Origin of the sequence: Planctomicrobium aquicomposti, assembly GCF_051466325.1 — a bacterium.
Classification (GTDB): Bacteria; Planctomycetota; Planctomycetia; order Planctomycetales; family Planctomycetaceae; genus Planctomicrobium.
Genome location: NZ_CP195792.1, coordinates 1,282,606 through 1,308,753 on the forward strand (window position 1 = coordinate 1,282,606; position 26,148 = coordinate 1,308,753).

Annotated in this window: 22 protein-coding genes; 4 read left to right on the forward strand and 18 right to left on the reverse strand. The window is 59.5% G+C overall.

Features of this window, described 5'->3' with window-relative positions; genetic code table 11:
* Positions 1 to 100: 100 nt before the first annotated feature.
* Entirely contained in the window at positions 101 to 613 is a 513-nt protein-coding gene (locus SH664x_RS04870; protein WP_437207180.1) for an EVE domain-containing protein, read from the reverse strand.
* 389 nt (positions 614 to 1,002) lie between these two features.
* Between SH664x_RS04870 and SH664x_RS04875 the strand changes: the two genes are divergently transcribed.
* Complete coding sequence (locus tag SH664x_RS04875) at positions 1,003 to 1,563, forward strand: hypothetical protein (RefSeq protein WP_437205526.1); 561 nt, start codon at positions 1,003 to 1,005, stop codon at positions 1,561 to 1,563.
* On the opposite strand, the gene SH664x_RS04880 is transcribed toward SH664x_RS04875, so the two are convergent.
* The 11 genes from SH664x_RS04880 to tgt form a co-directional block, all read right to left on the reverse strand.
* Positions 1,541 to 2,035, reverse strand: coding sequence for a phosphatidylglycerophosphatase A family protein (locus SH664x_RS04880; protein WP_437205528.1), 495 nt, complete (start codon positions 2,033 to 2,035; stop codon positions 1,541 to 1,543). The genes SH664x_RS04875 and SH664x_RS04880 overlap by 23 nt on opposite strands.
* Positions 2,032 to 2,334, reverse strand: a complete 303-nt coding sequence (locus SH664x_RS04885; protein ID WP_437205530.1) for a Rieske (2Fe-2S) protein — start codon at positions 2,332 to 2,334, stop codon at positions 2,032 to 2,034. Before SH664x_RS04885 ends, SH664x_RS04880 begins: the two co-directional genes overlap by 4 nt.
* 195 nt (positions 2,335 to 2,529) lie before the next feature.
* Positions 2,530 to 3,357 carry a thiazole synthase gene (locus SH664x_RS04890; protein WP_437205532.1) on the reverse strand — a complete coding sequence of 276 codons (828 nt, stop codon included), beginning with the start codon at positions 3,355 to 3,357 and terminating at the stop codon, positions 2,530 to 2,532.
* Between the two features lie 229 nt (positions 3,358 to 3,586).
* Positions 3,587 to 4,150, reverse strand: coding sequence for a CPBP family intramembrane glutamic endopeptidase (locus SH664x_RS04895; RefSeq protein ID WP_437205534.1), 564 nt, complete (start codon positions 4,148 to 4,150; stop codon positions 3,587 to 3,589).
* Complete coding sequence (locus tag SH664x_RS04900) at positions 4,147 to 6,498, reverse strand: transglutaminase TgpA family protein (protein ID WP_437205536.1); 2,352 nt, start codon at positions 6,496 to 6,498, stop codon at positions 4,147 to 4,149. The genes SH664x_RS04895 and SH664x_RS04900 overlap by 4 nt, the downstream gene beginning before the upstream one ends.
* Entirely contained in the window at positions 6,495 to 7,883 is a 1,389-nt protein-coding gene (locus SH664x_RS04905) for a DUF58 domain-containing protein (protein WP_437205537.1), read from the reverse strand. The genes SH664x_RS04900 and SH664x_RS04905 overlap by 4 nt, the downstream gene beginning before the upstream one ends.
* 445 nt (positions 7,884 to 8,328) lie before the next feature.
* The gene (locus SH664x_RS04910) at positions 8,329 to 9,495 is read right to left on the reverse strand and encodes a THUMP domain-containing class I SAM-dependent RNA methyltransferase (protein ID WP_437205539.1); all 1,167 of its coding nucleotides are present in this window, start codon (positions 9,493 to 9,495) and stop codon (positions 8,329 to 8,331) included.
* Entirely contained in the window at positions 9,482 to 9,988 is a 507-nt protein-coding gene (locus SH664x_RS04915; RefSeq protein WP_437205540.1) for an ASCH domain-containing protein, read from the reverse strand. Before SH664x_RS04915 ends, SH664x_RS04910 begins: the two co-directional genes overlap by 14 nt.
* 79 nt (positions 9,989 to 10,067) lie before the next feature.
* The gene (gene secD / locus SH664x_RS04920) at positions 10,068 to 13,001 is read right to left on the reverse strand and encodes a protein translocase subunit SecD (protein WP_437205542.1); all 2,934 of its coding nucleotides are present in this window, start codon (positions 12,999 to 13,001) and stop codon (positions 10,068 to 10,070) included.
* Positions 13,002 to 13,110: 109 nt separating this feature from the next.
* Positions 13,111 to 13,485: a preprotein translocase subunit YajC gene (yajC, locus tag SH664x_RS04925; protein WP_437205544.1), complete on the reverse strand. Its 375-nt coding sequence runs from the start codon at positions 13,483 to 13,485 to the stop codon at positions 13,111 to 13,113.
* Between the two features lie 92 nt (positions 13,486 to 13,577).
* Complete coding sequence (tgt, locus tag SH664x_RS04930; protein ID WP_437205547.1) at positions 13,578 to 14,696, reverse strand: tRNA guanosine(34) transglycosylase Tgt; 1,119 nt, start codon at positions 14,694 to 14,696, stop codon at positions 13,578 to 13,580.
* 184 nt (positions 14,697 to 14,880) lie between these two features.
* On the opposite strand from tgt, the gene hpt reads away from it, so the two are divergent.
* A complete protein-coding gene (gene hpt / locus SH664x_RS04935; RefSeq protein WP_437205549.1) occupies positions 14,881 to 15,411 on the forward strand; it encodes a hypoxanthine phosphoribosyltransferase in 531 nt (176 codons plus the stop codon).
* Positions 15,412 to 15,422: 11 nt separating this feature from the next.
* Here the strand turns inward: hpt and SH664x_RS04940 are convergent, their stop codons facing one another.
* The 6 genes from SH664x_RS04940 to SH664x_RS04965 all read right to left on the reverse strand — a co-directional run bounded on the left by SH664x_RS04940 (position 15,423) and on the right by SH664x_RS04965 (position 22,947).
* Complete coding sequence (locus SH664x_RS04940; protein ID WP_437205551.1) at positions 15,423 to 16,340, reverse strand: leucine-rich repeat domain-containing protein; 918 nt, start codon at positions 16,338 to 16,340, stop codon at positions 15,423 to 15,425.
* Positions 16,341 to 16,526: 186 nt separating this feature from the next.
* Positions 16,527 to 17,831: a chondroitinase-B domain-containing protein gene (locus tag SH664x_RS04945; RefSeq protein WP_437205553.1), complete on the reverse strand. Its 1,305-nt coding sequence runs from the start codon at positions 17,829 to 17,831 to the stop codon at positions 16,527 to 16,529.
* A gap of 351 nt (positions 17,832 to 18,182) precedes the next feature.
* On the reverse strand, positions 18,183 to 19,133 hold the full coding sequence (locus SH664x_RS04950; protein ID WP_437205555.1) for a glucosamine-6-phosphate isomerase: 951 nt from the start codon (positions 19,131 to 19,133) through the stop codon (positions 18,183 to 18,185).
* A gap of 121 nt (positions 19,134 to 19,254) precedes the next feature.
* Positions 19,255 to 20,013: an arginyltransferase gene (locus tag SH664x_RS04955; protein WP_437205556.1), complete on the reverse strand. Its 759-nt coding sequence runs from the start codon at positions 20,011 to 20,013 to the stop codon at positions 19,255 to 19,257.
* A 319-nt stretch (positions 20,014 to 20,332) separates the two neighbouring features.
* A complete protein-coding gene (locus tag SH664x_RS04960) occupies positions 20,333 to 21,106 on the reverse strand; it encodes a GGDEF domain-containing protein (protein WP_437205558.1) in 774 nt (257 codons plus the stop codon).
* A gap of 461 nt (positions 21,107 to 21,567) precedes the next feature.
* The gene (locus SH664x_RS04965; protein ID WP_437205560.1) at positions 21,568 to 22,947 is read right to left on the reverse strand and encodes a hypothetical protein; all 1,380 of its coding nucleotides are present in this window, start codon (positions 22,945 to 22,947) and stop codon (positions 21,568 to 21,570) included.
* A 498-nt stretch (positions 22,948 to 23,445) separates the two neighbouring features.
* Here SH664x_RS04965 and SH664x_RS04970 point away from each other — a divergent pair, with 498 nt between their 5' ends.
* Entirely contained in the window at positions 23,446 to 24,279 is an 834-nt protein-coding gene (locus tag SH664x_RS04970) for a sugar phosphate isomerase/epimerase family protein (protein WP_437205561.1), read from the forward strand.
* A gap of 211 nt (positions 24,280 to 24,490) precedes the next feature.
* Positions 24,491 to 26,110 carry a porin gene (locus tag SH664x_RS04975; RefSeq protein ID WP_437205563.1) on the forward strand — a complete coding sequence of 540 codons (1,620 nt, stop codon included), beginning with the start codon at positions 24,491 to 24,493 and terminating at the stop codon, positions 26,108 to 26,110.
* Positions 26,111 to 26,148 lie beyond the last annotated feature (38 nt).

Here is a 26,148-nt window from a genome sequence, read left to right on the forward strand (position 1 = left end):
TCATGAGGAGTGGTGCTGCTGTTCGGCCAGAGAGCGCACTGGGCGAGGAAAGGAAGAGCAACCTGTTCTGAGTCTGCGGAACGACAGCAGACGGGGTTTGTTATTTCAGTGATTTGGGCTTCACGCCCGCCAGCTGATGCACCCGCTTCCACTCTGCTTCAGTGACTGGCTGAATCGAAAGTCGCGAACCGCGCTGCAGCAGGACCATCTTCTGCAGTTCCGGGATCTCCTTGAGTGCCTCGCGCGTGAGCGGCTCCGGGAAGATCTGTACGAGTTGAATGTCGACCATGAACCAGGTCGGCTCCTCCGGTCGACTCTTCGGATCATAGTGCTGCTCGGATTTGTCGAACGCGGTGTGATCCGGGTAGCTCGAGCGGACCACTTCACAGGTGCCGACGATCGCCAGCGGATCGGAATTGCTGTGGTAAAACAGAACGCCGTCACCCACCTGCACATCATCCCGCAGCATGTTGCGAGCCTGATAGTTCCGGACACCGTCCCAGAAGGTCTGCTGTTTGGATTCGGACTGCAGGTCCTGAATGGAATAACAGTCCGCTTCCGACTTGAATAACCAATACCGCTTTTTCACTGGACGATGGCCTCGTTCCGTCATCGGACGGAGAATGTTGTCCGCCGTCCCCGCGACCGTGCGGGGGTGGACCAGAAGGATCTTGGCGGGCAGTTGCTGAAAGATGCCTGAATCAGGCGGATGACAGGACTCCGGGATGCTGCCGGGCTGCGCGGTCGACCGGGCTGCCGAGAACAGTCCGGAAATGAGCCGTTTCCGGGAATGAGCATACAGCGCCCGCGGGTCTGTTCTCAATGTGCCGCACCGTGACGGAAGGCGCTTTGCCCGGAATTGCAGGCCCCCTGACTCTGGGAGAATGGCCGTTTTTCCGGAAGAACTGGCGCAACTGCTGCGATTGCGCGAGGTCCCCAAGGCGACATCATTACGGAGGCAACCGGCTGATCGGCAAATCTTGCCTGGTTCACTCAACCCACATGTGGAATTTGGTCGATCTGTTTTTCTGTCTGTTCCTCGTTCAGGTCGATTCCATGTTGCCCGAAGCCTCACAAAGTACGATGCGCGTGCTGGCACTGTTCGCCGCCACGGCCTTCTTTGCCGGCCTCTGGAACGGAGACCAGCAAGAAACAGCACGTCCCCGGCCGGCGATGGCTGGCTGGATTCCGTATGCTCCACGCGACGTCTCCGGCCCGCAACTGGCGGTTCAAGACCGGACCGACGGGCTCGTTGCTCCGCTGATGGAGATTCGCCGCGGGGCTCAGACCCGCACGTTCTCAGTGGAGCCTGACGAGCTCTCGCTGACGTCCGCCGAAATCAGTGACCACCTGGCGCAACTCCCGATCGGGCTGGCGGCGGGGGATTACCGGATTGTGGACGATCGAGGTGGGGTCGGGTGGTTGCGGGTCCGCGTCAATGCGACCGGCGATGTTCCCGATCGGGGCGAAGGACTGCTGACGACTCACAGCGGGGGGACGGGGCTGAAATTTCTGCGGGTGAAGCCAGAGGAAATTGGCTTTACCCCGGCATTGATCCGATAAACGCGTTCAATACCGCGAGAATGATTCCGGCAGCCAGTCCGGCCAGCGCATCGTCCGCCATCACTCCCCAGGCTTTCGGGAGCCGTTCAAAACGGCGAATCGGCCACGGCTTGAGAATGTCGAACAGCCGGAACAGCAGGAAGCCTCCCACGGCTGTGCCGATGTTGAGTGGGACCAGCAGGAAGACCCAGAAGAAGGCGACGATTTCATCGTAGACCACCTGCTTGGGGTCTTTAACATTCAGCACGCGGATTCCGGCGTTGCAGATCGGAATCCCCAGCACGAAGGCGAGCGCTCCGCAGAGCGCCGTGTACCCGGGGGCTTGGCCGTCGGCTTGCAGCAGCCAGATCAGTGGTGGTCCCAGCAGGCTGCCGATCGTTCCCGGAGCTTTCGGAAAATATCCACTCCCCAACCCCGTGGCGAGCAGCGTCAAACCCCGATCCAGCAGCGTGGGAGGCGGCGTGTCAGTCATGGCAGTTCCACGCAGAGATGACCCTCTTCGACTCTGACGGCGAAGGTGCGTTGCCGGATCTGGTGGCTGAGACAGTGCCGGCCTGTGGAGACATCAAACTGCCAGCCGTGCCACGGACAGGTGACGATCGTACCGCACAGTGTCCCTTCGCCGAGTGGCCCTCCCGCATGGGGGCAGATGCCGTCGAGCGCGTACCAGTCGTCGCCCGTGTGGAAGACCGCCACAATCTGATCCCCCACGGTGAACTCCCGGGAGGTTCCCTCGGGGATCTGATCAACACTCGCCAGCCGGTGCCACATTCAATCGTGCGGGGTTAAAGACCAGTGGAAGTGCGCTCACTTCCGGGGCGGAGGGGTGAGAGAAACATTGCGCGACAAATTGTCCTGACGAACGAGGGCATATTGTTTTTTGATCTCCCCACTCTGGCCACGTGGAACTGAGCATTTCATCACACGAAACGCTTGCTGCGCGGGCACTGGAAAGAGCAACCTGCTCTAGAAAATCGTTCCCGCTTCCGGGCTGGAGGCTGTCGCGTACAGTCGTTTGGGAATCCGGCCTGCGAGATGTGCACTCCGGCCGGCGCGACAGGCGTCGCGCATGGCGTGTGCCATGAGCAGTGCATCCCGCGCCCCGGCAATTCCTGTATTCAGCAGCACGCCATCGCAACCAAGTTCCATCGCCTGGGCCACATCGCTGGCGGTTCCGACACCGGCGTCAACAATCACCGGATACTCCGGATCGTTGTCTTTCAGATACTCCAGGCAGATGCGGATGTTGTTCGGGTTGAGAATCCCCTGACCGCTGCCGATCGGGCTGCCGGCCGGCATCACGGACGTGGCCCCCGCCTCTTTGAGTCGACGGGCGGTGATCGGATCGTCCGTCGAGTAGCAGAGAACCTGAAAGCCGTCGGCAACGAGTTTTTCGGTCGCCTGCAATGTCGCCACCGGGTCCGGCAACAGGGTCTTCTTATCCCCGAGCACTTCCAGCTTGACCCAGTCTGCACCAGGGTTCCCGAGTCCAGAAAGGATCTCGCGACCGAGTCGGGCGACTCGCACAGCATCTTCGGCGTTAAAACAGCCGGCGGTGTTCGGCAGAATGGTAAACCGTTCCAGATCGATGAAATCCAGAATGCTGCGTCCCTGCGCGTCGATCAGGCGTTCCCGTCGAACTGCGACAGTGACGACTTCGGCAGCACTGGCTGCGAGACAGTCCCGCATCAGGTCGTACGTCGCATATTTTCCCGTCCCGACGATCAGCCGGGAGGTGAAGGTGTGGGTGCCGAGTTTCAGGGGAGCGAGTGCAGGTGTCGGAATTGTGGTCATCGAAAGGCAATCGTGGCTTCAAAGCCGCTGCTGGGCTGTAATCGTGTCAGGCGAAAATCGCCAAGATCGTCATTAGAGCATTTTGACTCTTTGTCTGCTCATTCCCGCCACGCGGAGTGGTCCATTTTGTCAGTCTGGACGTGCGGTGCGCCAGAACGGGAAGAGAGTCAACTGCTTCAGTTTAGCGGGAGACGGAACAGGGTCCACCCGGTCCGCCTCTTTCAGGGAATCAGGAGAGCCCCATCTTCCGCCGGTAGTGGCGGGACAGCAGGAGGAAGGCGATCAGATCATAGACCGCATGGGCGACGATCGGCCGCAGCAGGTTGAATTCCCCGGGCCCTGCTGCCAGCAGGCTGAAACAGCCCCCTAGCAGTGTGATGGCGGCGATATAGCTGAGCGAGTGAGGATGCAGGAATCCGAAGAGCAGGTTGACGGCCACAAACGACAATCCGGGGGAGTAGCGGGCTCCCCACGGTTCCAGGACCCCTCGAAACAGAAGCTCTTCGATCAAGCCGACCATTGCTGCGAGGAGAATCAGCTCGGGAAGCCGCAAGCCGGCCAGCGCCCTCCCGATCATCTCTTCGAACTCGGGAGGAACTGTCACGAAGTTGCTGGCGATCAGAACCATCGCGACTGCCGCACCGCTACCGATCAGCACGTCTCGCAGACTCCAGTGAATGTGCAACAACGGCTGCACATCGAGCAGATACGACAGACCGATGGTGATGAGCAGCATCCCGAGCAGAAAGCGGAGGGAGTGCCTGATCAGATCATCGCGGTGCTCGAGATTCACGCTGTCGGAACTTTGTCTTGCGTCAGGCAGCGGTCCATCTCGTTCAGCCGTTGTTCAAGTTCCTTGAGCTCACTCTCGGGCAGTTCATCTCCTCCGAATCGCACCTGATAAAACTTTTCCACAACATTCGCCGGCCAGGCCACCATTCCGGCTGCCGCCAGCTTCGGCTCAAGGTTGGCCAGCGAATGCATCACGAACTCCCGCTGGGTCTGCGACGGTTGCCGCAGCAGCCCTTGCCGACGCAGAATGTCGATCAGCTTCTCATAGAAAGCGATCCGGCGAATGCGGGAATCTTCATCGTCAGTCCGGCCGGTAATCAATCGGACCAGACGTTCCCACAATCCCAGCTTCCTCAAGACCCAGATGACGGCGCTGAGCGTGCAGAGCAGAACGAAGGCCACAACTCCTCCCTGGACGCTGAACCACCTGCGGGGAGAACGCAGGAAGCCGATGAACTGGTGGCGGTTGGGCTTATGTTCCTGATAAATCTGCTGGGCGACTTCCCATTGTTCTTTGACAGCGCGTGAGATCGGGAGATACAGGAGTTGCTGCTGGTTGTCACGCGACATGTGCATGCCATAGTTCCACATTCCCACCACGTCTCCCCAACGGGATTTGACGGTCTTGGCCTTGGTTTTGATCTTGGCGACCGATTCATTGCGGGCTTCGGGAGTCGGGTCGTACGTCAGCCAGTGATCGTCGATATACGCTTCGACCCAGGTATGCGCGTGCAGTTGCTGGACGAAAATGTTCTTGCCGTTTCCGACCAGCGTCCCTCCTTTGAAACCGCTGATCAATCGACTCGGAATTCCGACCGAGCGAAGCAGCATGGCCATCGCCGACGCATAATATTCACAATGCCCGGATTTGCGGTTGAACAGGAAGTCCTCCAGCGGGTCGATCCGTGAGTCCTTCACATTGAGCTTGAGGGTGTAGGAGAACTCCTTGGATCGCGACAGCCACTGATCAAGGCGATCTGCTGCCGTTTTGGGATCAGAATCGGGCCCGGCAATCTCGCGGGCCTTCTCGGCAAGCCGCTGCAGTTGGGGAGGGACGACCGTCAGTTGGTCCAGGTATTCCGCGAGAGCCTGGGGATACGGAGTTTCGCGCTCGAAGCGGAAACCGTAAGGGAGGTTGATCGGAGGAGCGTTGAGTCGCTCCTGGCGTCGATCGTAGTAACCGGTATCGGGAGGATCATCATTGATGCCGAGAATGTAGTTGAATTCACGCTCTGCCGATGTTCCTTTTGCCTTCAGCAGTTCATCGGCGAACTGGGCAATCATCAGGCGTTCGCTGTTATTGGGACCGCTCGACGACAGAACGTTGCCGTGGGAAAAAATCGTCTCGGTCCCGATCGGGCTGAGGCCGATCCGCATGCGAATCGTTGCCCCCGGCAGCGGTGTCCGCGGGAAATCGGAGATGTGTTTCTGAATCCGCTGCCATTGGCCGTTCTCGTAACGTTCCAGGACGGCTCCTCGCCAAAGCGGCTCTTTCTCAAGAAACTCCTGATACTGAGGGCGGGTAAAGTCCCGTCCCCCCGCGATGTGAGAGAGCGTGACCGACATCACGCGATCCTGATTTTCCAGGATCTCTCCGAGGTCTCCCAGGCGAACCTCCTCTGTGAAGCCTGTCAGCGGCGTGGCTGCCAGAGGGGAGTTGTCGAAAAATGAGAACGACTGCATCCAGACGCGCGGCGTAAATAGAAAGAAGACCGTGCTCAGCAACAGCGACAGACAGGTGACGACCAGCGTGCTTCCCACAAATCGGGGATTGATAATCGGCTGATGCAGGTCGCGTGAGACGCTCCCCCAAGTCGCCCCGAGTGCCGATTGCCCCTGCACGAGTGGTTTGTCAGCCGACTGGAGATCGGGATCGCCGCTCTGGGCGGACTGAATCGACCGGTACACCAGAAAGATGGCGAGCGTCCACAACGCCAGAAATGTGTACCCCACCAGCGCCCAGCCGAGCCAGAAAGAGTTCGTCAGCACCGAGGACAGCGCAATCTGCAGGATGCTGAGCGCGCACAGGCGCCAGTATTCCGTCTCAGATTTTTTCAGCAGCAGCACAACCCAGGTAATGTACACCAGCATGTGACCGGCGGAGAGCAGACGACCCAGGTACTGCGGACCCCAGATGAATTCTGCCAGCGCCGCCAGCAATCCCAGCACCGCGATCGTGGTCGGTACCCAGGTGGGGGGAACCTTTTTCTTCCAATCGATGATCAGCAGGGAGAAGATCGTCACCGGCACCGTGATGGCGGGAAGAATGGAACCTTCGGCAAACGCGAAGATGACTGCTGTGACCACGAGCAGTGCCGCGATACTGATCTGGAGAATCGGCAGGATCATGATTCGGTCACCTGGGCTGTGATCGCGGTGTGGGGCAGATCATAAAAGACGGAGGACAGGTCTTCCGAGGTCGAACCGTAGACCTGCACATCCATCGTGTTTCCATTGGTCCAGCGGGCGATCGCGCTGGAGACCACGTGCGGGCGGGTGCTGATGATGATCACGCGGCGCTGGCGGGAATAATCGGTGTCCAGGCCGTTGATCAGCGGGAAAACCTGATGTTGTGACGATTCCAGCAGCGCGAGTTCATCAAGCAGCACGTCAGCATGCTGATCACCGCAGTTCCCCCGCCAGTCGACGACTTCTTTGCCAAACAGCCGGACATTAAGCGAGGACTGGCGGGCATTGTGCAGATAGCTCATGCAGACCGTGGCGGCGAACCGGAGTGCCCGTTCCAGCTTGTCGCGGTCTGCCTCGGTCTGTGCTTCTGAAGTCCAGGCATCGACAATCAGAATCAGATCGCGGTCGCGGCTCTCCTGATAGTCGCAGACCATCAGCTCGTTCATTCGCGCAGACGTTTTCCAGTGGATCATGCGCGGGTCATCGCCGGGACGATATTCGCGGATCCGGTGCATTTCGTCCTGAAAGATTCCGGCGACCGGGCGGAGATGGTTGACCAGCTCGGCGGAATGCTGCAGCTGTCGCCGCCATTCCGGATTCAATCGGCCAAGCCTGGGATGAACCAGCAATTGCTGGCGGTCGTTGAGTCGGACGCCCCGTTCCACCAGCCCCAGGGGAAAGCGGGTGGTGATATGCACCGGCCCGAATTCGTACCGACCCCTCTCCAGCAGTTGCAGATGATAATGCCCGGTTGTTTCACGGCCTGCGGGAACCCGCATGAACAGCACTTTTGTCTCCAGCGAGCCCCGCCAACTGGTGACCCGGTCATGGACCGTCATCATCCAGACAGAGAGCCACCATTTGCGGTTTTCCAGCACGACGCTGCAGACGAAAGTTTCTCCCGCCATGACCCGGTCTGGCAGTTGACGCTTGACTCGCAGCCGCCGCAGCAATGTGAATGTGTACCAGCCGTTCATCACAAACGGCCCTGCCAGGAGTGTAAAGACCAGCAGCAGCGGGTTGTTGCGGCCCATCAGCGAGCCCACGAACAGGACCACCATGATCCCCAGGTAGAACAGGCCCTCCTTGGGAATGGAGAATCGCATCGAGCGATGTGCCGCTCCCGGCAGCATGGAGCTGATCATCTCCTTCAGTCCCCACAGGGCGATTCCCACGAAGCTGAAGAGAATCACCCAGTGACCGGCCACTCCCATGCGTCGCTGGAAGATATTGGTTTTCAGCTCGAAGACAATAAAGCCAATGCCCAGCAGGAAGGCAATGATCCCCTGAAGTGAAACCCGGCTCAGAGTGGCTTTCAATCGCATCAGCACGCAGCCCTGGTCAGCGGGAAATGAGTTCTTTCCGTTCGCAGCGGGACCCGCTTCGTGAATGCGCTCGGCGGACCCTCGCTGTCACTATCATAGCGTGGCGGAGGAGTGGTTGAGCAAGTCCGCGAAGCGGTCCGGAAAGGTCATTTTTCTTTCCCGCATGCCCGACAGGAAAAGTTGAACAGCCCGGAGGCCGAAATCCTCCCCGGATGCCGGATGACTCGTCAGCGTGCAGCAACTCCGGTTATTCGAACGGCTTCTTCTCTGGCTCCAAGGCGGGTTCCTGCACAGAGACGGGTTCCTGCACAGAGACGGGTTCCTGCACAGAGGCTGGTTCCTGCACAGAGGCTGGTTCCTGCACAGAGGCTGGTTCCTGCACAGAGGCTGGTTCCTGCACAGAGGCTGGTTCCTGCACAGAGGCTGGTTCCTGCACAGAGACGGGTTACTGCTCCTCTTCGTCATCTGCATCCCCTTCGCGGGGAGGCTTGGGGCCGAAGTACTGATACAGCGTGCACGCGATGCGGGCGTTGAACAGCTTGCGTCGACGATCGGCCGGCTTGCCGAACTCCCGTTCGAAATTCCAGGCAGAAGTCAGGATATACAGCGACCAGGTGTCGAGATCCCGCAGCAACTCTCCCATGTCGCGGTACAGCTGCTGAACCTGTTCCTCTTCACCCAGGCGTTCGCCATAGGGAGGATTGCAGATCAGCACGCCGAAATCGCGGTTGGTCGGGAACTCCACGAAGTCTTTCACTTCGAAGTGGATGTCTGTTTCCACCCCGGCGTAACGCGCGTTTTGCCGGGCAGTCTTGATGGCTCCCTTGTAGTGGTCGGTGCCGATGATGGCCATCGGCAAGGGCCGACGGTCCTCCAGATCGCGGGCCTCCTGACGGGCAGCGGACCAGAAGTGATTGGCGATCTGTGGCCATTCTTCACACAGAAAGCTGCGATTGCGTCCCGGGGCCAGATTGCGGCCGATCATTGCCGCTTCGATGGGGATCGTTCCCGATCCGCAGAACGGGTCGACCAGCAGTCGGTCCCGGTTCCAGTAACTGAGCTGGACGATGGCGGCCGCCAGCGTTTCACGGAGCGGGGCAGCGCCGACAAGCTGGCGGTATCCGCGCTTGTGCAACCCGTCTCCCGAGGTATCGAGCGTCATGAGCACCCGATCCCCGACAATCTGAACGTCGATGTAATACTGGGTTCCCGTCTCGGCGAACCAGTGTCGCTGATAGACTTTGCGGAGCCGCTCGACGATCGCCCGTTTCACCATCTTCTGGGTGCTGGGGACGCTCCGGATTTCGGACCGCACGCACCGGGCTTCCACCGTGAATTTGGAGTCGGCAGCGAGCCAGTTTTCCCAGGGGATTTCCGCGGTCTGGTCAAACAGCTGTCCGAAGTCCACCGCGCGGAATTCACCGACGACCACTTCCACCCGTTCGGCCGATCGCAGCCACAAATTGGCCCGGCAGATGGCGGATTCGTCTCCCCGAAAGCGAACCCGGCCATCTTCCACGATGGCGTCTTCATATCCGAGGGCTCGCAGCTCACGCACGACGACCGCTTCCAGACCAAAGGCTGTGGCCGCCAGAATCTCAAACTCCGCCATTACGTCTCCGTCGCCGGGGTTCCGTCTGCAGCCGCCGGAACGGGTAGAACCACATTCCATAGGGTACGAAGTTGACCGCCAGTGATTTTTCACAGCGGTCAGCGTTCTCTAGAACCCAGCTTTGCATTTGATTCAAAAGGCCCTCCGGCACACAGGCCGGTTCGGCATCGTCAGGCTGTGCGGGTCGGCAGTCACGGATTTCCACCGTACCGACCACGCAGCCACGCGGCAAATCCGCCGCGATGATTCCATAATTCTTGATTGCCTCACGCGCCGCGTCCAGTGCGGACAGCCGTTTGGAGGCATAGAGATAGATCCGTCCGCGGATCCGGGTTGGCATCCGTCGGATTTCAAGGGTTTTGATGCCTCGCAGAATCAGCTCGGCCCAGGGCTGCTGAATTCCCAGAGCAATCAATGTCGGATCCGGGTGTTGACCCCGGGGGCGACTCTCCGGCTCGTTGCTTTGCGGAATCCGGGGATTTGAAAACAGCATGAAACCGGTGACTCCGAATTCAGACCCACCGGTTTCATGAATTGGTTATTGGCTCTGACAAGAACCGCAGCCCCACTGATCAAGTCGCTGCGACGCTCTTGTTTTCCCGCCGGGACAGCCACAGCAGAACCGGACAGGCGATGAAGATCGAGCTGAACGTCCCGATGATAATCCCCAGGGTCAGGCAGTAGCAGAAGGTGTGAATCCCCTCACCCCCCAACACGTACAGGATCGCCAGCACCGCGAGTGTGGTCATCGAGGTCAGTAACGTTCGCGACAGCGTTTCGTTCAAACTTTGATTGACCATCTGTTCCGTCAGCGCCGGATTGCGGCCGCGGACTTCACGAATGCGGTCGAACACCACGATCTTGTCGTTCAGCGAATAACCGATAATTGTCAGGAAGGCTGCAACCACAGTCAGATTGATCTTGAAGTCGTCGAGCATCAGCAGCTGGCCCAGCGTGTTCCCGCTGAGGTAGGCACCGATCGCCATCAGTCCGAGCACGAGGAACACGTCGTAGAGCAGGGCGACGCAGGCGGCCAGACCGAATGTGACCCGCTGGAACCGCAACCAGAGGTACGCCACGATTGCGACCAGACTCAGGAAGATGGCCAGCAAGGCTGCTTTCTGAGTGTCGCCCGCAACGGATGAATCGAACGTGTTCACTTCTTCAAAGTGCGGCTCCGCTTCCAGCTTGTGTTCGACGGCGGTCAGCGTGGACTGGACCTGTTCCGGAGTGAGTGTGTTCGCAAACTTCAGGGTGATCTCACGAGAGCCATCGACTGCGGGATCGACAGCGACCGCTTCGACCAGCGGCTCTTTGGACTGGATTCCCAGGCTGGTCTTGAGGTGGTCGATCGCTTCCTCTGCGAGGCTGGCAGGCTGCATCGCCCGCTCCAGTGTAATCTGCGCTTCACGACCCCCGCCGAACAGGCTCTCGCTGGCGGTCGGCGTGGCCCCTTCTGCCAGGGTGGCCTTCGGGATTTCTTTCAGCTCGCCGACGCTGACCTGTTGTTCTTCCAGCTTGAACGGGGTCCCGGCGAACGCGTCTTTGATCTTTTCGGCGACCTTGTGTGCATCCGGCTCGATGGTGCGGATCTGGAAGAGCACCTGTTTGTCAGCCAGTTCATGGCGCTCCAGCGACAGCGACTTCTCGAAGTGTGTTTCGAGGGCCTTGCGGACTTCGTCAGCCTGCGGAGCATCTCCCACGAACTTGAAGGAGACCAGCGAGCCGCCGCGGAAGTCGATGTCGAGGTTTTCTTTGCCCCGGGCTGCAACAACCAGCAGGCCCAGTCCCAGCAGCACGAATGCTGCGGCCAGAATCGTTCCCCGCTTGCCGAGGAAATCGTAGTTACCCGCCTTGATCAGCGACATCATCTTCAACTCGGGCAGCCAGCGCTTCCGCTCGCCAATTTCGAAGATGAGGCGGCCGACATACACGGCCGTGAACATACTGATCAGAATCCCGATGAAAAGGGTGACGGCAAACCCCTTCACCTGATCCGTTCCAATGTAATACAGAATCACGGCGGTGATCAGCGTGGTCACGTTGGAGTCGAAAATCGTCATCCACGCTTTATCGAAGCCGTTCTTGATCGCCATGCGGGTACTGGAGCCACGCTGCAGTTCTTCACGCATACGCTCGAAGATCAGCACGTTGGCATCGACCGCCATGCCGATCGAGAGCACGAGACCGGCCAGACCGGGCAGGGTAAAGGTGGCGTGGATCATCGCCATCGCCCCCATCACCAGAATCAGGTTCAGCACCAGACAGACGTCGGCGATGATTCCCGGAACGAGGTAGTAAATACCCGTAATCAGAAAGACAGCCAGCAGGGCCCAGCCCATGGCTCGCAGTCCCTTTTCTTTCACGTCGGTTCCGAGCAACGGGCTGATGGTCGACTCGCTCACGGGCTTGCGAATCAGCGGAACCTGCAGGGCACCGGCGTTCAGCACGCTGACGAGGCTGTCGATGTCTTCCTGGCTGAAGTTTCCTTCAATGACCCCGGTTGAGCCGATGACAGCATTAATGGTCGGTGCCGAGTGGATCTCTTCATTCAGCAGGACGGCCAGCCGGTACTTGTAGCCGAGCCCTTCCTGAGGTTTGTATTTGGAGGTGAGCTGCTCCATCAGGTGCCCACCGTAGTCATTGAAGGTGAAACCGACAGCCAGCCCCCGGTCGGTCACCGTTTCACGGACGCTCTTGAGCAGTTCCCCGTCGATCCGCCGCTTCGGATCGGGATCGATGATCACGAGATACTCCAGCTCCTGCTTGTCACCAACAGTCTTGGTGCGGAAGTGGACACGGTCGCCCGGTTGCACTTCCGGTTCGCCGTTGGGACCGATCGCTGCGTGACGCCATTTGGCGACGAGGACGTCCTTGCCGTCCTTCTTGTCGTAGACTTCATAGACCGAGTCGCCCAGGCTGTCTGCCAGGCGAATAATGTCGGCATGAGCGGTTTCATTCGCCAGCAGGGCGAATTCCAGCTTTCCGAGATCGACGATCTGACGAATGGTCTGGGCCACTTTTTCCTTGTCGGCGCCGGGGACGATCACTTCCAGCCGGTCGTTCCCGACCTTGCGGACGCTGACTTCTTCGGTTCCGGTCGGGTTCACGCGGCGGGTCACGGCCTGGACCATCTTGTCCATCAGCTCATTGGTGACCGGCTTCCCGGAGGCTTCGGCCGCCTGCTTGTCGACCTGGAAGATCATGTTGGTGCCGCCGGCGAGATCGATCCCCAGCGAAATCGCGTCCAGTGGGGAGCGATCGTGGATCATCTGGTTGACAAAGGGGGTCAACCCCAGCACCAGCGTGAAAAGCACGACGCCGATTCGCGTGCCGAATTCCTTCAGCTTGAGCATCTGGGCGATCAGATTCCCCAGCACAAAGGGGATCACGCAGATGGCCACGAGCGTCAACAGAATTCCCCAGGGAGATCGCCCCGGGGGAGTGGTGACGGCTTGGGCAGTCTCTTCAGCGAGCAGCAGGAAGTTCATGTTGAAGCAGCTCATCCAATCTACTCCGTCCCTGTTTCTTGATGCCAGCGTCGTACCGGCCTATTGTGAACCCTGATGATGTCGATGGCGGTGCGGTTGTCGCGTTTTTCCGGCCGGATTGCAATCAAGCAGGCTTGTCGCCGGGAGGCGGGGCCACGGGAATGCGAATCGCTTCGGCCTGCATCCGGAGCTTTGTGTTGTCGTCGACGCGAATGGTCACTTCCCGGCGATCGTCTGAAACGCTGACGACTGTCCCCAGAATTCCGCCGATCGTGATGACGGGGTCATTCTTCTTCAGGGCGGCAATCAGCTCTTCCTTCTTCTGCCGTTCTTTGGATTCGCGGCGTCCGAAAAAGATCTGCGAGCCAATCATCACCACCAGGACGGGGCCCAGCAGGAGCAGCATCTGGGTCAGTCCACCCGAAGGGGGGGCCGCATCGACAGGTGCCGCTGGCTCGGCCTGAGCCAGCACAGTCAACAAAGTGAGACAGTGAAACATCAAACACGCCTATCCGGGGAATTGAGCAGGCTCATTCCCGTACCAGCAATGACCCTCGGCCGACGCCGTCGGGCTGGAAGAAAACGGGTAGTTTAGGGACCAACCGACATGCGAGCAAGATGGTCGCGTCGAAACTGATGTGCGGAATTTGATTGAATTGCGTTCCTTAAGTCTCGCACCAGCCGTTGGTAATACGCCAGATTGTGTATCGACAGCAGCATCGGACCGAGCATTTCCCCCACCTGAAACAGGTGCCGCAGGTAACCGCAGCTGTACTGCGTGCAGGCCTCGCAATCGCATTCGGGGTCGAGGGGCCGTGTCTCCAACTGGTACTTCAGGTTGCGGATCTTCACCTGTCCCCGACTGGTAAATGCCGTGGCGTTCCGGGCATTGCGGGTCGGCATCACGCAGTCGAACAGATCAATGCCCCGCAGGACCGCCTCGATGATGTCGATCGGCCGCCCCACCCCCATCAGGTAACGGGGCTTCTGCTCGGGAAGAAAGGGGACCGTGACGTCGAGTGTGTCGTACATCGAACTCGGGGCTTCGCCGACACTGAGTCCGCCGACCGCGTAGCCCGGAAAATCGAGCGGCAGCAGGCCTTGCGCTGAACGCTCCCGCATCGCGGGGTTGGTAGCTCCCTGCACAATGCCAAACAGGGCCTGGTCGTCCCGCTGGTGGGCTTCCCGGCAACGCTGGGCCCAGCGGGTGGTCCGATCCACGGCGATTCGCAGTCGCTCCTCGGGAACATCATGAGGCGGGCATTCATCGAGGCACATGATGCAGTCCGCTCCCAGATCCTCCTGAATCTGCATCGCCCGTTCCGGGCTCAGCTCCAGCAGGCTGCCATCGATGTGTGAGCGGAAGACCACTTTGTCGTCGCTCATGTTCCGGAGTTCGGCCAGGCTGAAGACCTGAAATCCCCCGCTGTCCGTGAGAATCGGGCCCTCCCAGTTCATGAAGCGGTGAAGTCCCCCCAGCTCCTTGACCACTTTCTCCCCCGGCCGGACCGCCAGATGATAGGTGTTGGCCAGAATCATTTGAGCGCCGACCTGACGCAGCTGCTGAGGGAAGACCCCTTTCACCGTCCCCCGGGTGCCGACCGGCATGAACGCCGGAGTTTCGACGGTGCCGTGAGGCGTCACCCAGCGACCGACGCGGGCGGCAGAATGGGTGTCGGTGTGGTCGAGATGAAATTCGAACGATGGCATGCCGGGCAACTTTGATCAATAATCGCGAAGCGAAGCTGTCAGGGTAGCCGGAGGAGCGCTCCCCTGTCACGGCTGCCGAGGGAGTTCGTCGACCGGTTCTGTTTTTCCCGGGACGCACGCCCGGAGACCGCGGCAGCGCTCGCCTGGAGTCACAATTGCCGCAAGCCTGCCGGGTAGGGAAGCGATGTCCGTTCAACCACTCATTTCACAAGCAGCCATCGCAGCGGCCGTCGCTGAGCTGGGGGAACGGATTTCCCGGGACTATCAGGGAAAAAACCTGACGGTACTCGGCGTGTTGACCGGCAGCGTGGTGCTGGTCACCGACCTGATGCGTCAGATCAACGTCCCTCACCAGGTCGGTTTCATTCAGGCCTCAAGCTACCGGGGCACCGCGACCAGTCCGGAGGAGTTGCGGCTGAATCTGGACTGGCTGCCAGACATTTCGGACAGAGACGTACTGGTGGTCGATGATATTTTCGACACCGGCAGAACGTTGAGCGCCATCCTGTCGCGACTGCAGTTGCACCATCCGCGCTCGCTGCAGACAGCTGTCCTGCTCTGGAAAAAAGAACGTCGAGAGGTGACGGCTCTCCCCGACTACTTCTGTTTTGAGATACCGGATGCGTTTGTGGTCGGCTATGGGCTCGACTTCAATGGCGCGTACCGGCATCTCCCCTACATCGGTGTGGTTGTCGACGAAGCGACGCCCCCCTGACCCCGAGAGCCTTACTTCGTGCCTTTTGCCGGCTTCGGAGTCTTTTCCGGGCGGGAAACCAGTTTGTTTCCATTGGCGATGGATGCTTTTTCCGTACTCAGTTTGGCCTGCAGCTGAGGGGAAAGCGTCTGTGGGTCGATTTTCGAACCGGTGATGTCAATCGTCGCCGTCATGGCTGCAAAGCCCTCCGGAAGTCGCGTGATCGGGCAGTTGCGGACCCGGAGCTGATAGGCAATCGGCACACTTCCGAAACTTTCCGGGAGTTCGGTGAATGGGTTGTCGGAGAGATCGCAGACCTTCAAGGCCCGCAGCTTCGAGATGGTCTCCGGAATTTCGCCAATGCGATTTTTGGCCATATTGAAATGACGCAACTCCTTCAGATTTCCAATTTCCGCAGGGAGTACCGAAATGTCGTTGTCGGCGAACTGCAGCTTCCGCAGTTTCCGCATTTCAAAGATGAATGACGGGATCTCTGTGAACTTGTTGCTGGTGTAATACATCCCTTCCAGGATTTTCATCTGTGCCAGCGACGGCGGCAACTCGTGCAACTGATTGTGTTCGAAGTAAAGAAAGACGACATTCCCCAACTCGCCGATTTCGTCCGGAATGCGTGAGATCTGGTTGCGGTTCAAGAACACATGCAGCCGGCCGACCGACTGAATCGGCACGATTTTTCCCTGATCGTCGACCATCAGCTGGCTGATTCCTTCAATGTCGGTCAGCCCCTGACTGGAGAGCAGCAGGCATTTCTCCCCTTCCTTCAAGTTGTTGGTTTGGTCGGTGGTGTTCGGCATCGTGGCGCCGGCAGTCGCCAGAAAGAGCTTGGGGGCCCCCTGTCGGGCAAGTTCCTTCAGGGTGATGGCGCTGGCGGTCGAATGTCGGCTGAGGATCAGTCCGAAGGCGAGCAGGGCAAGGCAGAAACGTTTCATGTCACGTTCTCGCTATCGATGGAAGGTTTGTCCGGAGGGAGCTGCGGGAACCTTGGAGACGACTCCCGGTCCGGCGGTCAGCCTGTGGTGGCTGCAGTGCTTCCATTCTGCCGAGTTGCGGACGCCGATACAACCATCAGTTGCCGCTGATCGGTTGTGTCGGTGCGGGATTGCCCGTCGCTCTGGTCAGCGGGCAGGGCGGGTGAGCAGCGTATTGTTTTCCAGCTGATTGTCGGGAGATTCATCCTGTTCAATGAAATTGTCGGTCGTTCCGATCAGCGTGTTGTTACGAATCACATTGTTTTTCGGAGCAACGGACGTGATCATGGCGGCCACCCCTTCCGGTCGGGAAGGGGTCGGCGGCTGGCTGGGCCAGGACTTGTTGCGATTCCTTCCAATAAGAATGGCCCACTCTCGGGCATCGACGATCAGGTTGTTTTCGATCAGACAATCATGCACGGCCGGATACGCTGCCGGGTGAGCGGGGTCCGGGGTTCCGTAATAGAGAACAATGCCGAAGGTTCGGGGCCGCACAATAGTATTGCGGCGGACCTGGTGCCCATGTCCTGACAGGCGAATTCCCCCCGTGCAGTCGATCAGCAGATTGTCCTCGATCACGCCGTTGTTTCCGCTCCGCATGACGACCTCGCCCGCGCAGTCGATAAAGCGGTTTCGTCGAATCGTGTTGCCGCCGCTCTTGCCACTGATGATCTCGATCTCGCCATTACAGCGAATGAATTCGTTGTCTTCGATCAGGGTGAGAGGTTCGACGAGAGACAACGGATAGGCTCCGTTCCCCAGCTGGATGGTTTCGCCGCCGTTGGCCTTCAGGGCGGGGCCATCGATGAAAAGATTGTGATCGATGCGGTTGCGCAGGGGTGGGCCGACTCGACGGGTATGGGCGTCGTTAGTGTGCACCTTGATGCAGCGGTGCTGGGTGTCGCGGAATCGGCAATGGTCGACCCGGTTATCCGCTGCCCCCTGCAGAAACCAGACCAGCGTTCCCCCGTACTCCATGCGGGCGGAGATGAAATCGCAGTCTGTCAGCCGGCAATTCGATGAGCCGTCGAAGAAGAAGACACCTCCTCCCCGTTTGGTGGTGACTCCCTGAAAAACGAAGCCCCGAAACTCCACAAACTTCCCTTGGGCCCGGATCTGAGTCGCTCCGGTGAAGGTGACACTGTGCGGTTGTGCCGGTCGAATGACGATCGGCGCCTTGGCGGAACCTTGGCCCTGCAGCGTGGCCTCCCAGCTGTCGTATTGACCGGGGGCAAGCAGAATTTCATCGCCGGGCTTGGCCCGTGCGAGTTCCGCCACCAGGGCGGCAGAGGTGCGGACCGTCACTTCGGCCGCCGATCCAGCATTCCCGGACAGGATCAGGGGCGCCAGGCCAAACAGCATCGCCATCCACTGGCAGCGAGCCAGAGGGCGGAGACGGGGGAGACAGGGCTGTGGGTGGAAGCAGGTTTGCGGTGTCAGTGTCGGTGTCATGGCAGTGTCATGGCAGGGGGGCGAGGCGGTGGGAAAACTGCGGGACGGGTGAAAGTGGTGTCGACGAAGAGACCTTTTGAGTGGTGTGGTCACCGCGTCGCCACCTGACTTCCTCCACGAACAGGGTCGATTCCCCCGGAATTCAGAACGCCCCCGGAAATCCGGCTCGTCACCTCATGCGAAGGGGAGGGAACGGGTCGTGCTTGATTGCGATCCTGGTTCGCAGTCGAAAGTGGGGACTGCTCGTGTCGACAGATCGCTGGCAAGAAAACAGCGGCGGGCTCCACAAGGGAACCACGCCGCTGTCAGCACTTTTCACGTTTCAGCGATCAGCCGTCTCCGGCTGAGAAATCAGTTGCATTCAGCCACCAGCGGACCGGCCAGTTCCTTCAGGTAGAACAGCTTGCCCGGCAGGGTCGGCATGTAGCTCGACGGAATCCACGGCGAGGGACCGTGACGCAGCGACATCCACAGGCTGAGTCCCTGCCACTGCATTCCGCGGCTGAGGGTCCCGTCGCAACCGCCGATGATCCGGTCAGCCTGCAGGAAAAGTCCCGGGCCAATCGTGTTGGCGTAACAGGGGACAAGCGTTGTGCGGCTCTTGAAGCTGGTAATCGCGTTCTGTTCGATCGTCAGCGGGTGGAGCTTGGCACCAATACGGTGAGTCGCGGCCTTCCATTTCGCATCGGAGTCGTACTCGGCGGCGAAATGCGGTTCCCAGAAGGCAATATGGCAGACCCGGCCGATGCCGAAGACCAGTCCCAGCTGTCCGCCGTTGGCGCGGATGTCGGCGATCTTTTCAGCGTAGGTCGGCAGGACTTTGGGAGTGGCGAAATGACGCTGCTTCTTCGGCACCGACAGCTTGCCGAGCGGACCGTAAAACGCCTGCTCCATGGCGTACTGAAACGCTCCGGGATTGTTGCTCGGGAGGGTATTCCCCTTGGCGTCGCTCCATTCATCCATGTTGAAGCCGAAGACATGGTCGCAGGAGACGTTCCACTCTTTCAGGAAGAAGACCGCCCAGCGGTACATGCCCATCGGGCCGACCGGCAGGATCAGAGCCAGCTTTTTCCCGGCGTCGCGGGCCGTTTTGATCGTCAGCGCGATTTCATGCCCCATGAACGTGTCGAAGTCACTCAGCGACTCGCAGGCGATCGGCTCAAATTTCTTGTGCCAGAAAGACTGCCGCTGTCCGATGGTGGTTGGATCGGGATCGATGCAGGCATCGATTTTGGCGAGATCCCATCCCTTCGGAAAAAAGTTCTCCAGCAACGAGCCATCAATCGTGCTGAGCATGTCCATGTGCGTTCCCTCAGGTTGCCGTTTGGCGGGTCAAAGTAATGAACGTGAGAAGAGATCTCGCTGCTTCCGGAGACCGACTGTCTCGGAGTTCAGGCAGGGATCTTCGTGCCGTCGGGGCAATTTAAGATTCTCTCGCGTCGGCGGGTAGCCATCTTGGCGGAATTGTGTCCAACGGGCGATCGTGCAGCACTTCAAACGGGCGAAAGCGGTTCTTGTAGCTCATCGACGGGCACCGTTCGATCCAGTAACCCAGATAAACGAAGGCCAATCCGAGTTTTCTGGCCACGTCAATTTCACACATCAGCGAGAACGTGCCCGGTCCGCGCTGCCGCCACTGCGGGGCATGAAAGAAGTAAGCGCTCGACAGCGAATTGGGAAGTCGGTCGATCAGGCCCACGCCGATCAGCTCACCCTGTTCGCGGTACTGCATCTCCCAACCGCTGGCGAAGCGTCCCGAGAGAAATCCCTCGGCATAGCTCTCTTCATTTGTCTGCTGGAGCGGCCAGCCGCGCCGTTCATGCATGTCCACATGCCAGGCGTTATAGAGGGCGATATGTTCATCGGTCACCGTCGGACGATGGAGCGTGACGTCGACCTGCTGGTTCTGCTTCCAGACTTTTCGCTGACTCTTCGAGGGCTCGAACCGGGGAACATCGATCCGGACCGGCACACACTGGGTACAGTGCACGCACTGCGGGCGGAAGACCCCGACGCCAAATCGTCGCCACCCCCGCTCAACGAGGTGTTCCAGTTCCGTCGGGCTGAGCGAGGCGAAAAAACGGTACTCCAGCTGCGCGGTCTCTTCGGGGAGATACGAGCATGCCCGAGGCGATTCCACCGTCTGCATTAACGGCGTGGGGAGATCAAGAGGATCGTTCACTGGGATAGTTCCGGTCTCGCTGAACAGCACAACAGCCCGCGACAATTGTAATCGCTGCGGGACGGTTTCGTCCTGAGAGCGGAAAAGGGGGTCGCTGCCGGACCCGATCGGGAACGCCGGGGGACTGTCGAGCCCCCCGGTTCATTTGGCCCTGGCGGGGGGCGGGAGTGTCAGGCGGCGTCGACAGGCGGGGCAAGAGAGGAAAGCAACCGGCGGGGGAGCAGTTTGGCTCTTTGATTGCCGCGTCCTCGCCGCGCGGAAGTCAGCATGTCCCCCTGCGAAACGCACGCTGCAGGGGAAGTGGAAAGAGCAGCCTGCTCTAAGCAGTAGCCGTCTGTTCGGAGAGATTCGGTGCGGGGCTGACCAGAGCGGCGATCTGTTCCAGATTGCTCGTGTTTCCAAATTTGATGTCCGCCAGCCAGATGCAGTCGCGTCCCATTTTCTTCGCGGTGTACAGCGCGAGATCCGCGCGACGGAGAATCGAATCAATGGTGTCGTCGCTGCTGCAGGTGGTGACCCCTGCACTGATCGTGATGTGGAAGGTCTTGTCGCGGAATGCACAGGTGGTGTGTTTCGCGTGCAGGCGAAACTCTTCCGCGAGTTTTTCGGCATCAGCGAGTCGGCAATCAGGCAGCACCACTGCAAACTCCTCCCCGCCATAGCGGGCAACAGAACCGTGGGGACGGAAGAACGACTCCATTTGTCGGGAGATTTCACGCAGCACCGCATCGCCGGCCTGGTGCCCCCACTCGTCGTTGAACAATTTGAAGTGATCGATGTCGATCATGATCAGGCACATTTCGCGCCGCGACGACTGGGCGTCTTGCAGCGCGGCGCCCAGTTTGCGGTCGAGTGCCTGGCGGTTAGCCAGACCGGTCAGACCGTCGGTCATGGCGGCGAGCATGTATTGCTGCAGGATCACTTCCTGCGTGCGCATATCAGATTTGATGGTTTCTGCCAGACCGACAGCGGAGACCAGCCCCATGAGGCCGCTGATCATCCAGACGGTGCTGATGGCTTCATTGGTGAAGGGAATCCATCCCGCGATCAGCAGACAAAGGCTGATCCAGGCGCAGATTCCCACGAGCAGCATGCGGGATGCCGTCCCGTTTTGTCGCCGCTCCATCGGTAAGTCGGCTAGGTTCAATTGACGCTCCCCCGAATCCAACAAGGTACGTTGAAACGTAGGATGAATTTCGGGTTCGACACGAGGAAGAGCGAACAATCTTGGCGAGAGAGTAGGAAAGACTTCGGCACAACCGTTAAAACCGGACCTCGATTCGTGTATGTCGTGAAATTCCGGGGTAAACGTTGGCGTGGCTCTGGGATCTCAGTTGTCTGTGGATTTGTCTCGCTCTCAACGAAAAAAGGGGTGATGACCTTTCGGTCACCACCCCAGTCTCATCTGGAGTCCGCATTGTGGAGCCGGTCTCGGAGTGACCGGCTGCTCATGAGAGCAAGTGGATCTTCAGTTCTCCCCCCAGCCCCGCGTCTGCAGCCTGCTTTACTGACAGACTTCCTCCGGGGGGACCTGGAAGGAGAGAGCAACCTGCCCTAGCCGGCCGTCACGGGAGCCGCACAGGCGGGTGCTGCACAGGCGGGGGCACAATCCGGAACACAGGGATCAACACAGACCGGAACCTTGCGGCAAACGACCTTCGGCACGCAGCGGGTCTTGGTCACCGTGACGGTCCGAGGAGTGCACTTGGACTTGGTCACGAGCTTGGTTTCGCACACCGTCCGCGGCACGCAGTAGGGAACCTTGCGGGTGCGGGTCTCTTTCACCATCGTGCAGGTGGTGTAGGGAACCTGCTTGGTCACCGTCTGGCAGGTCCAGGTGCAGGTCGTGTAAGGAACCTGGCGGGTGATGCATTCTTCGCGGTAGCTGCAGGTGGTGTAAGGAACCTGCTTGGTGCGGCATTCCCGGACCATGGTGCAAGTGGTGTAGGGAACCTGACGGGTGCGGGTTTCGCAGACGTACGAGCAGGTGGTGTAGGGAATCCGCTTGACGGTTGTCACCGGAATCTGACGGCAGACGGTGTACGGAACTTTGCAGGTCCGAACTTCCGGCACCATGCGGGTGCAGGTGACGGTGGTGTTCACGGTTTTGGGGCACCACACCTTGCGGCAGACGGTCCGCGGCGGGCACTGCACTTTTTCGATGCGGGAGCAACCCGGCTTGTAGACGCAGCAGCAGGAGTTTTCATCCCACACGAAACTGCCCGGATCCTGAACACAGCGTTCAACAACGGGGCCGGGAACGCATTCGGTGACGGTCTGCCATTCGCCGCACTGGACCGGAACACACTTGGTTTCGGTGACCGGGCGGAAATAGGTCTGGCAGACGTCGCGGTAGCAGGTCTGCATTTCGGTCCGGCAGGTGGTCACGCAGACATCGCGGTAGCAGGTCTGGTAAACCGGCTTGCGGACGGTGTAGCAGACGTCGCGATAGCAGGTGTTGTAGACCGGCCGCGAGACGGTGTAGGTCACAGTCCGGTAGCAGGTGTTGTACACCGGCTTGCGGATGGTGCAGCAAACGGTGCGGTAGCAGGTCTGGTAGCAGGGCTTGCGAACGGTGTAGCAGACCGTCCGGTAGCAGGTGTTGTAGACCGGCTTGCAGACCGTGTAGCACTCATCCCGGTAGCAGGTGTCGTACACGGTCCGGCTGCAGGTCACGGGAACCTGATAGAAGCAGGTATCCATGACCGTGTGACATTCATTGTACGTTTCGGTGCACCAGACGGTCTCGCGGACCGTGCGGTACTGCTGGGCGCTGCAGGCGCGGGCTTCGCAGTAATCGCCGCTGGGCGCGCAATTTTCTTTGGGACAACAACGGTAACGACCGGCCCCGCAGAAGAGGCCCGCTTCCGCTTCTCCCGCACCCGCCAACGCGAAAATCGCGATTGCGAGGGGCATCCACGTCATGTGTCTCATGGCTTAATCCTCGTTTTCGAACTCCAGATGATCCGCGAAACTCCTCCGACAGAGTTCCGTAGTCTGAAAGTTCGGCGTGCGCGATGATCCCTCTTCACGCAAGCTTCCCGTCTTACCCAAACGAACAAGTCGCCGTTGCGGTTCCCCCATCCGACTGTCACAACCGTCGTATCGGACGGCGCGAATGGGCCTCCGCCCCCGGCCGGGGTGCTACTTGAGGATCGACCGTTTCAGGAGTTGTCTGCAGTCTCATCGATACAGTCGACGCAGGCCGCTCACCGCCACTTGGAATTTCCCGGAAACGTCGTCACAATCCGCAATCTCGGTTCGGATGCCAGTTGCCTCCCACTGACAGGGAGTGCGCAGCGGGGCATGCAGCGGCGGAATCTGCCACACTCCATCTGCCACGCCACGAGCCTGAGGCTGCCGGCCTCTGCCCGGGACGGGACGCGGAGGCGGCCCGGTTGTCTTTCCTCTAGATACCTTCAGAAGTCGACTATGAAATTCGCGATCTGCCAGGAGCTGTTCGAAGGCTGGGACTGGGAAAAACAGTGCCGGACCATGGCGGAGATTGGATACACCGGAGTGGAGGTGGCACCCTTCACGCTCGCCGGCCACCCCCGCGAGATCTCTGCCGAGCGGCGGCAGGAGCTTCGCAAAATTGCAGCCGATCACGGACTGACAATCATTGGCTTGCACTGGCTGCTGGCGAAAACCGAAGGCTATTACCTGACCAGCCCCGAGGCAGCGACCCGTCAGCGCACCGCGGATTACCTGTCTGAACTGGGGGACCTGTGCGCGGACCTGGGGGGGAACCTGATGGTCCTCGGCTCCCCGTTTCAACGGAACCTGCTTCCCGGTGTCACTCAGCAACAGGCGGTCGACTATGCCCTCGACATTTTCCGTCAGGCAATGCCCCGGATTGCAGGCAGACAGGTCGACCTGCTATTCGAACCTCTGACGCCGAAAGAGACAGATTTCATCAACACCTGTGATCAGGCTGCGGAGCTGATCAAGGCGATCGACAATCCTCATTTTGCATTGCATCAGGATGTGAAGGCGATGCTCGGCGAAGGGGCGAATGAGCCGCTCCCCGCGATTATCCATCGTCATAAGGATATTACCCGGCACTTCCACACGAACGACAGCAACCTGCTCGGCCCCGGAATGGGAGAAACTGATTTCACTCCGATTTTCCAGGCCCTGAAAGAGACAGGTTACGACCGCTGGATCTCCGTCGAGGTCTTCGACTATCGCCCCGGGGCAGAACACATCGCCCGGGAGAGCCTGCGTTACATGCAGGAAATCGCTGACCGGATCGGCTGGAAATAGCCCATCTTGACACTCGGTTGCTGCAAAATGAATCCCTGGTGAAGTTTAGATAAAGTCGCGGCCGAGCCCGTGGTAGAATCCGCCGTTCATGTTAAGAACGCGCGGATCCCCCTTGTTGGGAAGAGAATTTCGGGCTCTATTTTCTCGCACTCGTCTTATTGAACTCCGCAGGCGTCCAGTTCGCCGGCAGAGATTTTCAAGTGCAGTGAAAATGGCCTTTGATTGTTCACCCCGGTTTTCATTGCGGTCCAACACCCTGCTGGGGTGGATTGCCGCGGTCGCCTTGTGCCTGTCCGCCGACGCCCTTCACGCAGATCCGCCGCTGAGCGGCGACGGATTCAACTCGGCAATCGTGCCCCCTGCACTCGCTCCGGCATCCGCTCCGTTGGAAGAACGGCTGCAGCGGATGGAGCAGCTGAACGAGCAGTTTGCCAGTGAATTACGGCGACTGAGTGCAGAGAATCAGAACCTCGCCAGTCAGCTCAACGCTCAGACACCCGCTGCCGGGGGGGCCGTGGGCAATTCCGTCGTTCCGCCGCCACAGGTCGCTCCAATCGAACTCGAGCAGCCTTCGGATGTGCTGACGGATCAACCCTTCGATTCCCTGCAGCCCCTGTCTCCACTGGATGAATTCGCCGCCGCACTCACCTGGGATACCAAGGATGGCGAATTCACTCTGGAACTCCATAGTGAGATGCAGGTCGACATCCGGGCTTACGACACACCTCATTCCTGGCCGGTCAATGATTTCAGCTACGATCTGGCCCGGGCCCGGTTGATTTTCAATGGTCAACTGACCAAACCGATCGATTACTCCCTTTCCATCAATAAAGGCCTGGGGTCACTCGACCTGCTCGATGCCTTCGTGAATTTTGACTACGACTCTCGCTTTCAGGTGCGGATAGGACGCTACCGCATGCCGTTCACGTATGACTGGTACTCGCTCAGCAACCAGTTCCTGCCGACGCCCGAACGATCCGTCTTCGCCATGAATTACGGTTACAACCGAAACACCGGCATCATGCTGCATGGAGAGATCCTCGATGGGATGTCCGAATACGCGATCGCTTCCACAATCGGCCCTCGCAATGCGTATTTCGACACCAATTCCTCCAAGGACATTCTGGCTTATTTCAACATTCGCCCCTTCGAGCACTCGCCGCACTTCAAACCGCTGAAAAACCTGAACGTGGGAGCGTCCATGGCCTACGGGATTCAGGATCAGTTTCCCTTGCCGGTCTCGTTTCGCACTTCCGCCAACGCCAGCGAAAGCGGCGGAGCTTTCGAGAACATCCCGCCCTTCCTGGTTCTGAACGACAATGTGATTGAAGATGGACTTCGCGAGCAGTTTGAGGTCCACGTGGCCTACTACTACAAGCAGCTGACGGTGATGGCGGCCTGGGACCACGCCCGCAACACGTACGGATTCGATGACCGCGGGGGCTCGGTACGGGTCCCCACTCAGGCCTGGCACGTCCAGTTCGGCTACTTCCTGACCGGGGAAGAAGTCACCCGCCGGACCTTTGTCCAGCCGAAAAGACCGTTTGACCTCCGCGCGGGCAAACGGGGACCGGGAGCGTTCGAGTTGACGGCCCGGTTCGAGAATCTCTCCATCGGGAGGGAGTTGTTCGACGGCGGCCTGGCCGATCCGAATCTCTGGACCAACAAAGTCTTCACGACCGACCTCGGCCTCAACTGGCATCTCAACAAGTTCGTGAAGATCTATTTCGACTGGCAGCACTGCGACTACGGCAACCCGGTCTATTACCGCCCCGGTCGAGCCAAAGATGATCTCAATCTCTTCTGGACCCGCTTCCAGACCTACTTCTAATTGCAGGTTGCTCTGTCCTCTGCTTGTGCACCGAGCGA